The following is an 11,037-nucleotide window of genomic DNA, read 5'->3' as shown; positions in this document are numbered from 1 at the left end:
GCCGATGTCGGAGAACAACCGCTCAGAGCCGCAGCCGGGAAAGTAGAACACCGCCTCGGCATCGTCGCTGACCTTGGCCGCATCGCGCAGGATCGGCACCCGGGTCCTGTCCTCCAGCCCGAGATCCTGGCGGAAGGTGCGCTTCGGCAGCTCGACGCGGATCGGGCGGCTGACCAGCTGCACGGCCTGGCCGACCGGATTCGGCCTGCCGGTGGTGGCGCCGGGACGGCGGTTGGTGCCCTCGGTCAGCTTGAGCCGCGCGGCCGCGGCATGGGCGAGATTGAGGCCGGCGAAGCCCCATTCCGCCAGACCCTTGCGCAGGACTCGGATCGCCTGCGGGTTCTGGGTGTTCAGAAAGCCCAGTGCCGCTGACGCACCCGGGCTGGTGCGCTTCTTGCCGCGCTGCACGAGGATGCGGCGCAGGCGCATGGTCACATCGCCGAAATCGATGTCCACCGGGCAAGGGCTCAGGCACTTGTGGCAGATGGTGCAGTGGTCCGCCACGTCGTTCATCTCGTCGAAGTGACGCGCGGACAGTCCGCGGCGGGTCTGCTCCTCGTACAGGAAGGCCTCGATGATCAGGCCGGTGCCCAGGATCTTGTTGCGCGGTGAGTAGAGCAGATTGGCGCGCGGTACATGGGTCATGCACTTGGGCTTGCACTTGCCACAGCGCAGGCAGTGCTTGACGTCGTCGTTCAGCGCGCCGAGCTCGGTCTCCTCCAGGATGATGGCCTCCTGCTGCACCAAGCGCAGCGACGGGGTGTAGGCGCCGTCGAGGCCGGAGTCCTTGGCGAGCTTGCCGGGGTTGAAGCGCTGCTTGGGGTCGATCTCCGCCTTGTAGCGGGCGAAGGCATCGAGCTTCTCGGGCTCCAGGTAGCCGATCTTGGTGAGCCCGATGCCGTGCTCGCCGGAGATGACGCCGCCGAGGCCGGTGGCGAGGTGCATCACCTGGTCCACGATGCGGTCGGCCTCCTTCAGCATCGCGTAGTTGTCCGAATGCACCGGGATGTTGGTGTGCACGTTGCCGTCGCCGGCGTGCATGTGCAGCGCGACGAACAGGCGCGAGTCGCGTGCCTGCTTGTGGATCTCGGCGAGGCGCGCGCGCACCGGGGCCAGGTCCTGGCCGGCGAAGATCTCGTCGAGGCGCCGCGCGACCTCCTTGCGGTAGCTCTGGCGCAGGTCGCGGCGCAGCATCAGGTCCAGCAGGGTGTCCTTGCCGTGCACCAGCGCGCGCTCGGGCTCGCGCAGCAGGTCAAGGTGCTCGATGGCGGGCTCGTCCAGCAGCTCCAGGATGCTGTGCCAGCGGTTGCGGGCCTGATCGACCACCTGGCTGGCGGCGACGCGCTTGGCGTCGAGAATGGCCCGGGCCTCGTCCGAGGATTCATAAGTATCCGCGGGCCGGGCCTCGTTCAGCGGTCCCGCCAGGTAATCCAGTACCGCGGCCATGATGGTGTCCTTGTTGCGGATGGACTGCTCGACGTTGATGCGCTCGATGCCGCGGCTGTAAGCAGCGAGCTTGTCGAGCGGGATGACGACGTCCTCGTTGATCTTAAAGGCGTTGGTATGCCGCGAGATGGCCGCGGTGCGCGCGCGGTCCAGCCAGAAGCGCTTCCGCGCCTCCGGGCTCACGGCGATGAAGCCTTCGCCGTCGCGGGCATTGGCGAGCCGGATCACCTCGGCGGCGACGAAGTCCACCGCCTCGGCGTCGTCCGACACCAGATCGGCGATGAGCACCATCTTCGGGAGCTCGCGGCGGTTGGCCTTGGTGGAGTAGTTGACGGCGCGCACATAGCGCTCGTCCAGGTGCTCCAGGCCCGCGATCTGGACCTCCGGGTGGTCGTCCACGTAGCCCTTGACCTCGACGATGGCAGGCACGGCGCGGTCCAGGTCGGTGCCGAAGAACTCCAGACACACCGTGCGCACGTGCGCCGGCATCCGATGCAGCACGAAGCGCGCCGAGGTAATCAGTCCGTCGCAGCCCTCCTTCTGCACGCCGGGCAGACCCGACAGGAACTTGTCCGTGACGTCCTTGCCGAGACCCAGCTTGCGGAAGGCGCTGCCGGGCAGGGTGAGCAGCCGCGGTGTCCCCTTGGGCGTGATACCGTCTCCGGCATAGCGTGAGATGCGAAAGCGCACTGTCTCGGCATCGTGGATCTTGCCGAGGTTGTGGTCCAGGCGCTCCACCTCGAGCCAGTCGGCGTCCGGCGTCACCATGCGCCAGGAGACCAGGTTGTCCAGCGCCGTGCCCCAGAGCACGGCTTTCTTGCCGCCGGCGTTCATGGCCACGTTGCCGCCGATGCAGGAGGCATCCTGGGAGGTCGGGTCCACCGCGAAGGCGAGGCCTTTGGCGTCGGCGAGATCCGAGACGCGGCGGGTGACCACGCCGGCGCCGGCGCGCACCGTCGGCACGTTCCGCGGACCCGCGCGGCCATCGCTGCCGGGCAGGTCCATGCGCTCGACGCCGGACAGCGCCTCCAGCTTTTCGGTGTTGATGACCGCGGTGCGGGCGTCCAGCGGCACCGCGGAGCCAGTGTAGCCGGTGCCACCGCCGCGCGGGATGATGGGCAGCCCGCAGTCGATGCAGGCGGCGACGATGGGGGCGACCTCTACTTCGGTGTCCGGCGTGATGACGACGAAGGGCAGCTCCACGCGCCAGTCCGTGGCGTCGGTGGCATGCGCCACCCGGGCGAGGCCGCCGAAGTTGATGTTGTCTCCGCGGGTGATGCCGGCCAGACGCTTGGTGATGAGCCGGCGCAGCCGCTTGTCCTGCTCGAACTGCGCAGCGAAGCGCTGCACCGCGGCGCGGGCGGCTGCCAGCAGCTCGGCCGCCTGTTGGTTGTCGTTGAGCCGCTGCTCGAACTGGTCCAGCCGGTGCTCCAGCGCTTGGACGAGCAGGACGCGCCGCTTGGCGTCCGCCAGCAGGTCGTCCTGAAGATACGGGTTGCGGGTCACCACCCACATGTCGCCCAGCACCTCGAACAGCATCCGCGCCGAGCGCCCGGTGCGGCGGGTGCCGCGCAGCGCTTCGATGAGCCGCCAGTTGGCCTCGCCCAGAAAGCGGATGACGACCTCCCGATCCGAAAAGGAAGTGTAGTTGTAGGGGATCTCGCGCAGGCGGTGGGTGGGCGCAGCCTCGGCGTCGCCGGCGGCGGCCGCCTGCGGCGATTGCGCGGCAGTCTGCCGCAGGGTAGCGGCGGGATTGGCGGCGTGGCCAGGTAGGTCGGCGGGGGCGGACATCAGGTGGCTCGTGCTTTGCTGCAATGCGGCAATTTTACCGCACGCGCGCAGCCAAGCGCGTTGCGGCCGGCCCTTCAAGACCGCACGCAATTACGGGTTACCCCGGGGCCGTGCACGCCGGGAGCGGCGACACCATGGGGGAGAGACGCTCGCAGCCCTTGGGAAACGCCGACGCATCGGCGTCTCCCTGTGCGGCGTCACTCCTGACTTTGCTGTCGTTGTCGTTGTCGATTTGGTTATCGTGGTCGTGGTCGATTTCGTGGTCGTGGTCGAGTATTCGACCACGACCACGACCAGAAACTTCGACCAGGTTCCTCGGCTCCGGCCCATCCGGGGTGGCGCCCTGCAAAATTGGCTGAAACGGCGTACTAATACCGGCTCGGCACGTACAGCTCCCGCGGCAGGGTCGAGCGGTCATAGTCCGGATTGAACACCCGCTCCGGCAGGGTAATGGGCTCGTGCGGAACGTCCTCGTACGGGATCTGGTCCAGCAGATGGTGGATACAGTTGAGCCGCGCACGCTTCTTGTCGTTGCCCTCGACGATGAACCAGGGCGCCTCCGGGATGTTGGTGCGGGCGAAGGTCTCCTCCTTGGCCTTGGTATAGTCCTCCCAGCGCACTCGCGATTGCAGGTCCATCGGGCTCAGCTTCCACTGTTTGAGCGGGTCATGGATGCGCATCAGGAAGCGCAACTGCTGCTCCTCGTCGGTGATGGAGAACCAGTACTTGATGAGCCGGATGCCGGAGCGCACCAGCATGCGCTCGAACTCCGGCACGTCCTGGAAGAACTGCTCCACCTGCTCCGGCGTCGCGAAGCCCATGACGCGCTCCACGCCAGAGCGGTTGTACCAGGAGCGGTCGAACAGCACGATCTCCCCGCCGGAGGGCAAGTGCGGCACATAGCGCTGGAAGTACCACTGGGTGCGCTCTTTCTCGGACGGCTTGGTGAGCGCGACAACCCGGCAGACGCGCGGATTGAGCCGCTGCGTAATGCGCTTGATGACCCCACCCTTGCCGGCGGAGTCGCGCCCCTCGAAGATCACCAGGACCTTCTCGCCGTTGGCTTCCACCCAGTCCTGCAGCTTGATCAGCTCCGCCTGCAGCGTCAGCAGGCCGCGGAAATACTCGGCGCGGCCGATGGCCGACGGGCGCTTGCGCCTGTAGATCTTGCGCAGCTCCATGGACAGCGCCGGCTCCGACATCTCCAGCTCGTAGTCCTCGTCCAGCGCATCCTCGAGCTCCGCCTCCAGCCAGTCCTCGAGGTCCGGGTTCGCATCAGCATCGCTCATCGTGCATCACCTCCGGGCGGTGTTGTCCAGACGGGCGCCGCGGCGCGCAGCACAGTGGCACCCCCCAGACGCTTCGGGGCCGCGCCACTGCGCCAGCTACCGCGCCAGCTTGGCGCCGATGCTAACACCCGGGAACCACCCCAAAATGACGGTTTGATTGCCTGGAAACGCCGCCTTTCCCGGCTACCCCCGCGGGGCGCAAACTCCCAGGGCGCCGACTCCTGGGGGCGCCGACTTCCAGTCGGCCCGCGCGGCGCCAGCCGCACTGAGCGTGAGGCGACAGCGTACAGTCGCGTGCCACCATCGCCGCCGAGGAACGCCTGATGGAGCAATGCGGCTTCCCGGCGATCATCGAGCACCGCTCCGAGCATGCCCGGGGCCTCGGCGATATGGAGCGCTTCGCCGCCCAGTTGGCCGGCGGCAGGACGCAGATCGCCCGGGCCTATGTAGTCGAGCAGCTCCCGCAGTGGTTCGATCTGCACGCGGCGACCATGGACAGCGCCTTGGCCGCATGCCTCAAGGGCTCGGTGCGGGTGGCCGCGCCGCCGGCGCCCAGCGGCCTCGACGGCAACCTGGACGGCAACCGGTCAGCGACCTGAACCACTGGGGCTAGCCAGCCAACCTGCCCCCATCTGCGCAAATTGGTCGGCAACATCCCGGCAGCGTAGACTCCCGCCTGGCCCAGACCACCGCGCGACTGCCATCCTGGCGGCGCTCAACCGGTGGAAACGGCCACGCACGCCACCAACACGACACAAGCATTCGAAACCAACCCGCGGAGGAACAACGGATGGATATGAAGACCTTCAAGACCCTCGAATTCATCGCCATCTTCGGCGCCCTGGGCTACTTCTGGTGGAACCAGCGCCAGGCCCGCCTGCGCTACGAGGAGGAACAGCGCAAGAAAGCCGAGGCCGAGGCATCGGTGGCGGCTGGCAGCTCCAAGCCGAACAAGGGCTGAGGCACCCGCGGCCTCGCCCGCATCCGAACGCGGCGGGCACCTCCAGCAGGGCCCGGCGCGTCCTTCAGCCAGACGCCGATGCAAAGGCCCTAGGACAACTGCGCCGGGCTCCGGCCAACAGGAGACTGCGCAAATATTCGGCGGGCTGAGCACGATTGAAGCCCGACGTGCTGCGGCGCCGTCGGGCCTCCTGGCGTCGGCCCGACCTACGGGGCGCCCGTAGGTCGGGCTGAGCGCAAGCGAAGCCCGACGAACCCAACGGGGTCAGCGAACCCAACGGGGTCAGCTCGCGCATTGTTGCAGCTCGTGGCGGCCGCGCTAAGACTGCGGCAGGCACTGGCCTCGGACTCTATGCTGGCGATTTTCTCCCACTTGATCTCTGCATCGCGATACGCCTGATCGCAGGCGTGTTGGTCGCGCCGGATGAACGCGGCTTTCGCCGCGCGGGCCGAGTGGAACTCGGCGCCCCCAGGTCAGCTCCCGGTCAGCTCACCCGCTTGCCTGTCCGCGCCTCCAGCAGGGCGGAGAGGACGAGGCTCGCGAGCACGAAGGCGAGGAAGAGGTAGAAGCCGAGCCGGAGCTCGGTGCCGTTGGTGGTGATGACGTCCACACCGCGGCCGCTGCCGGCCATGGCGGCGACCTGGCTCTCGACGAGTCCGCTGAAGCCCACATAGGCCATGAGCATGGCGACGACGAGGACGTCGGCCATGGACCACTTGCCGGAACGCAGCGCAAAGAAGTATATGAGCGTGTTGGCCCGCAGGCCGCGCCAGTCGAAATAGTAGAGGAAGCCGGACAGCACCTTGAGGGTGGGAAAGACCAGGCTGAACAGGGTGATGAGGACGGCGACGAAGACCATGTCCCAGGCGCCGGTGTCCACCAGGACGCGCACCACGTCGAGGATGCTCTTGCTCTGAAAGTAGAGCACCTGGTCGGTGAAGACGATGGTCTCGCCGAGGACGACGAAGCGCAGCTCGGCGATGCGCGCCTCGACGTCGATCATGGGCGTCAGAACGCCGCCCGCCAGCACCACCAGGGTGCCGGCGGTGAGCATGGCCATGACCTCGGGCTTCAGGTTCGGGCGCTCGCGCCAGGCGACGAAGAACATGCCGGCCACCGCCAGCAGCACGCCGATGGCGAAGTTGCGCGCGCGCGTCTCCAGCGCGTCGGCCTGGCTACGCAGCACGGGCTCGCAGGCGGCGGCGTCGGCGCAGCCGTGGCGGGCGAGCACGGCGTCGTAGGCGCTGAAGTCGGTGGCGGCGAAGGTGGCCGCGGCGGTGGAGTGCAACGCGGCCAAGAGCTGTTCCTTGAGCTGGGCGCGGGTGTCCGGCCGGTTGAATTCTTCCAGGATGGCGTCGGCGTAGGCCGGTTCCCGTGCGCGCAGCTCGTTGAAGTCCACCACGAAGTCCTGCACGCCCTGGCGGAAGGCGCCGGTCAGGCGCTCCCAGAAGGTGTCGCCGGAGGCGTTGCGCCGGCGCAGATAGCGCTCGACCTCCACCAAAATGCGATCCAGGGCGATCTCGATGTTGCGCTTGAGCGCCGGGCGGTTCTCGTCGGTGAGCTCGAAGGTGTCGATCTTCTTCGCCAGCAGCCCGGCGAGCCGGTCGACCCAGACCTCGGCATTCAGCAACCCGTAGCGCACATCGTGCAGCTCGGCGAGGTCGGTCTCCAGGCTCTGGACGCGGCGCAGGTCCAGGATCGCCTGCGCCGCCAGCAGCGTAGCGGAGAGCAGCAACACGCCGATCGACAGCGCGGCGGCGAGGCGGGCGCGGCCGGGGTTCAGGCGCGGTTGCATGGCAGCGGCCTCCCTGGCGCAGCGGACAAGCGGGCAGCCGTGCTCAGCCCTTCATGGAGTCGAAGAACTCGCCGTTGGTCTTGGTGTGCTTGAGCTTATCCAGCAGGAATTCCACCGCCGCCAGTTCGTCCATCGGGTGCAGGATCTTGCGCAGGATCCAGACCTTCTGCAGGTCCGCCGGTGCCATCAGCAGCTCTTCGCGGCGGGTGCCGGAGCGGTTGATATTGATGGACGGGAAGATGCGCTTCTCGGCGATGCGCCGATCCAGGTGGATCTCCATGTTGCCGGTGCCCTTGAACTCCTCGTAGATCACCTCGTCCATGCGCGAGCCGGTGTCGATCAGCGCGGTGGCGATGATGGTGAGCGAGCCGCCCTCCTCGACGTTGCGCGCGGCGCCGAAGAAGCGCTTCGGGCGCTGCAGGGCGTTGGCGTCCACGCCGCCGGTGAGCACCTTGCCCGAGGACGGCACCACGGTGTTGTAGGCGCGTGCCAGGCGGGTGATGCTGTCCAGCAGGATGACGACGTCGCGGTTGTGCTCCACCAGCCGCTTCGCCTTTTCGATGACCATCTCGGCCACCTGCACGTGGCGGGTGGCGGGCTCGTCGAAGGTGGAGGACACCACCTCGCCGCGCACCGAGCGGGCCATCTCGGTGACCTCTTCAGGGCGCTCGTCGATGAGCAGCACGATGAGGTACACGTCCGGGTAGTTGTGCGCGATGGACTGGGCGACGTTCTGCAGCATCATCGTCTTACCGGCCTTCGGCGGCGAGACGATGAGCCCGCGCTGGCCCTTGCCGATGGGCGCCACCAGGTCGATGATGCGTGCCGTCAGGTCCTCGGTGCTGCCATTGCCGATCTCGAGCTTGAGCCGCTGCTGTGCGAACAGCGGCGTGAAGTTCTCGAACAGGATCTTGTTCTTGGCGGCTTCCGGGCGGTCGAAGTTGATGTCCCCGACCTTGAGCAGCGCGAAATAGCGCTCGCCATCCTTGGGCGGACGGATCTTTCCGGAGATGGTGTCGCCGGTGCGCAACGCGAAGCGACGGATCTGGCTCGGCGAGACGTAGATATCGTCCGGCCCCGCCAGGTACGACGCGTCCGCCGAGCGCAGGAAGCCAAAGCCGTCGGACAGGATTTCCAGCACACCGTCGCCGTAGATGTCCTCACCGCGCTTGGCGCGCGCCTTGAGGATGGCGAAGATCAGGTCCTGCTTGCGCGAGCGGCCGATGCCCTCGATCTCCATGGACTGGGCGAGCTCCACCAGTTGTGGAACCGGCATCTTCTTGAGTTCTGTGAGATTCATTGCGTCGTGTGTGATGGCGATGGGGCCGCCGGCTGGTGGGCGCCGCGGTGGCGCGCCGGTTGCGTGTGGCCGCGGCATGGAAGCGCGGAGCTGCGGGTGGGCCGGCGGTGGCGGGGGATTGTCTGGCTTTCCTGCCGCGGCGACCGGTGCGCGGCCCGGTGTGGGTCCTGGAGCCAATCGCGGGGCAGGGCCGGGCGATGTTCCGGGGTTTCGGAGTTCTGGGGTCTTGGGGTTTTGGGGTTTTGTTGATCGCCGCACCCGCTCGCGCGAGGTGGGCAACGGTCTGAACGCTGGCTGGGACGACAGTCGGCGCCGCGTGTCAGAGGTTGCTGTCGATGAACACCGTCAACTGCGACTTGGACACCGCTCCGACCTTCGTGGCCTCCGGCTCACCGCCCTTGAACAGCATCAGCGTCGGAATGCCGCGCACCTTGAAGCGCTCGGTGACGGCGCGGTTCTGGTCGATGTCCAGCTTGGCGATCTTGATCTTGCCCGCGTACTCCTCAGCGATCTCTTCGAGTAGCGGCGAGATCATCTTGCAGGGGGCACACCAGTTGGCCCAATAGTCCACGAGGACGGGTTCTGTGGAGTTCAGCACCTCTTCCTCGAAGGTGTCATCCGTCACGTGCAGGATGCGGTCGCTCACGTCTCGTCTGTCTCCGCTCGGGTGTAAGGATTTCGGCAGGTGGCGCGGATCTGCGTTGCTGCGAAACACGTCGCGCCGGTCACTCGCGCGACTCGCAGGTTATCCGGGCGCAGGTTGTCCGGGCCGACTCGCTGCCTGCATTAAGGAGGGAGGGCGGGCGGATTGGCGTTGTTATCGCCCCAAGAGTTAATATGCATTCTCAGCCAAAGATCTCAAGATTTGCAACCCCTCCCGGCCCGCCGGCGCCGACCGGCAGCGACGCAGCGACCAAACTCGGCCGCGCCGCGCGCAAACCAACCGGGGCAACGGCCGCAGCGCCGCAGGATTCCATGGCTCAGACCCATCTCACTGACGTCCGTTTCGACAGTTTCGACCTCGACCGACGCATCCTCCAAGGTCTCGCCGATGCGGGCTTCACCCATTGCACGCCGATCCAGGCCCAGGCGCTGCCGCTCGCGCTGGCGGGTCAGGACGTCGCCGGCCAGGCGCAGACCGGCACCGGCAAGACGGCCGCCTTTTTGGTGGCGGCGATGCAGCACCTGCTGACCCATCCCCTCGAGCCGCGAGACGGCCCGCCACAACCGCGGGTAGTGATCCTGGCGCCCACCCGGGAGCTGGCGGTGCAGATCCACAAGGATGCCGAGTTGCTCGGCGCGCACACGGACTTCAAGCTGGGGCTGGTCTTCGGCGGCACCGGCTACCAGCAGCAGCGCGATGCGCTCGCCGCCGGCGTTGACATCCTCATCGGCACGCCCGGGCGGCTCATCGACTACTACAAGCAGCGCGTGTTCGACTTCAAGTCCGTGCAGGTGATGGTGCTGGACGAGGCGGACCGGATGTTCGACCTCGGCTTCATCAAAGACATCCGCTTCGTGCTGCGCCGCCTGCCGAGCCCGGCGGAGCGGCTCGGCATGCTGTTCTCCGCCACCCTGTCCTACCGGGTCACGGAGCTCGCCTACGAGCACATGAACGACCCGCAGATGGTGGAGATCGCCCCCGAGCAGGTCACCGCCGAGCGCGTGCAGCAGACCTGCTACATGGTGGCCAACGACGAGAAGATCCCGCTGCTGCTGGGCCTGGTGCGCGAGATCGAGGGCGGGCGCATCATGGTGTTCGTCAACACCAAGCGCGAGGGCGAGCGCGTCTGGGGCTATCTGCAGGGCAACGGCATCGAGACGGCCATGCTCTCCGGCGATGTGCCCCAGCGCAAGCGCTTGAAACTGCTGGCGCAGTTCAAGTCCGGCGAGCTGCCGGTCATGGTCGCCACCGACGTCGCCGCGCGCGGGCTGCACATCCCGGGCGTGTCGCACGTCATCAACTACGATCTGCCGGACGACGCCGAGGACTACGTGCACCGCATCGGCCGCACCGCCCGCGCCGGCGAGGCCGGGGATGCCATCAGCTTCGTCTGCGAGACCTATGCCTTCTGCCTGCCGGACATCGAGGCCTACATCGGCATGAAGATTCCAGTCGGCGAGGTCACCGCGGACGTGCTCGCCGACGTGGACCCGAAGAGCCGGGTGCCGGCGCCGCGGCGGCCGCGCGACGGGCGTGGTCCCGGCGGCCGCGACAGGCTCGGCCACGACCGCTCGCCCCACGGTCATCACGACAAGACCCGACGCGGCAAGCGCGGCGCCGGCGGCGGGCGGCGATCCGACGATCAGCCGGCCGCCAACGCGGAGGGTGCGCGCCCCGAGCAGCAGACCGAGCAAGCCGCGCCCGACAAGCAGAAGAAGCGCCGGCGGCGGCGGCGCAAGCCGGCGACCGACTCGGCACCGGCGGGCTGAGTAGGCCGGGCCGCGCCGAGCC

8 protein-coding genes are annotated in these 11,037 nt (G+C 67.7%); 3 read left to right on the top strand and 5 right to left on the bottom strand.

The window, feature by feature from the left end; translation table 11 throughout:
* The coding region (locus tag LJE69_RS05200; RefSeq protein WP_296922185.1) for a DUF3683 domain-containing protein at nt 1-3,237 on the bottom strand (3,237 nt) is incomplete at its 3' end.
* 368 nt (nt 3,238-3,605) lie between these two features.
* Nucleotides 3,606-4,526: a polyphosphate kinase 2 gene (ppk2, locus tag LJE69_RS05195; protein WP_296922183.1), complete on the bottom strand. Its 921-nt coding sequence runs from the start codon at nt 4,524-4,526 to the stop codon at nt 3,606-3,608.
* A gap of 323 nt (nt 4,527-4,849) precedes the next feature.
* Between ppk2 and LJE69_RS05190 the strand changes: the two genes are divergently transcribed.
* Nucleotides 4,850-5,125, top strand: a complete 276-nt coding sequence (locus LJE69_RS05190; RefSeq protein ID WP_296922181.1) for a hemerythrin family protein — start codon at nt 4,850-4,852, stop codon at nt 5,123-5,125.
* Nucleotides 5,126-5,316: 191 nt separating this feature from the next.
* A complete protein-coding gene (locus tag LJE69_RS05185) occupies nt 5,317-5,487 on the top strand; it encodes a hypothetical protein (protein ID WP_296922179.1) in 171 nt (56 codons plus the stop codon).
* Between the two features lie 484 nt (nt 5,488-5,971).
* Here the strand turns inward: LJE69_RS05185 and LJE69_RS05180 are convergent, their stop codons facing one another.
* The 3 genes from LJE69_RS05180 to trxA form a co-directional block, all read right to left on the bottom strand.
* A complete protein-coding gene (locus LJE69_RS05180; RefSeq protein ID WP_296922177.1) occupies nt 5,972-7,282 on the bottom strand; it encodes a paraquat-inducible protein A in 1,311 nt (436 codons plus the stop codon).
* A gap of 43 nt (nt 7,283-7,325) precedes the next feature.
* The gene (rho, locus tag LJE69_RS05175; RefSeq protein WP_296922175.1) at nt 7,326-8,582 is read right to left on the bottom strand and encodes a transcription termination factor Rho; all 1,257 of its coding nucleotides are present in this window, start codon (nt 8,580-8,582) and stop codon (nt 7,326-7,328) included.
* Nucleotides 8,583-8,901: 319 nt separating this feature from the next.
* Nucleotides 8,902-9,228, bottom strand: coding sequence for a thioredoxin TrxA (trxA, locus tag LJE69_RS05170; protein ID WP_296922173.1), 327 nt, complete (start codon nt 9,226-9,228; stop codon nt 8,902-8,904).
* Nucleotides 9,229-9,557: 329 nt separating this feature from the next.
* Between trxA and LJE69_RS05165 the strand changes: the two genes are divergently transcribed.
* Nucleotides 9,558-11,015 carry a DEAD/DEAH box helicase gene (locus LJE69_RS05165; RefSeq protein ID WP_296922171.1) on the top strand — a complete coding sequence of 486 codons (1,458 nt, stop codon included), beginning with the start codon at nt 9,558-9,560 and terminating at the stop codon, nt 11,013-11,015.
* Nucleotides 11,016-11,037 lie beyond the last annotated feature (22 nt).

Origin of the sequence: Thiohalocapsa sp. (assembly GCF_022340605.1) — a bacterium.
In the GTDB taxonomy this organism is placed as follows: domain Bacteria; phylum Pseudomonadota; class Gammaproteobacteria; order Chromatiales; family Chromatiaceae; genus Thiohalocapsa.
The sequence above is the reverse complement of the archived record's forward strand: the minus strand, read 5'-3'. Positions and strand labels throughout refer to the sequence as shown.

What these genes read in the sequence shown, in the direction of transcription:
- ppk2 (WP_296922183.1), bottom strand. Translation starts at nt 4,526, where the DNA reads ATGAGCGATGCTGATGCGAACCCGGACCTCGAGGACTGGCTGGAGGCG.
- LJE69_RS05190 (WP_296922181.1), top strand. Translation starts at nt 4,850, where the DNA reads ATGGAGCAATGCGGCTTCCCGGCGATCATCGAGCACCGCTCCGAGCAT.
- LJE69_RS05185 (WP_296922179.1), top strand. Translation starts at nt 5,317, where the DNA reads ATGGATATGAAGACCTTCAAGACCCTCGAATTCATCGCCATCTTCGGC.
- LJE69_RS05180 (WP_296922177.1), bottom strand. Translation starts at nt 7,282, where the DNA reads ATGCAACCGCGCCTGAACCCCGGCCGCGCCCGCCTCGCCGCCGCGCTG.
- rho (WP_296922175.1), bottom strand. Translation starts at nt 8,582, where the DNA reads ATGAATCTCACAGAACTCAAGAAGATGCCGGTTCCACAACTGGTGGAG.
- LJE69_RS05165 (WP_296922171.1), top strand. Translation starts at nt 9,558, where the DNA reads ATGGCTCAGACCCATCTCACTGACGTCCGTTTCGACAGTTTCGACCTC.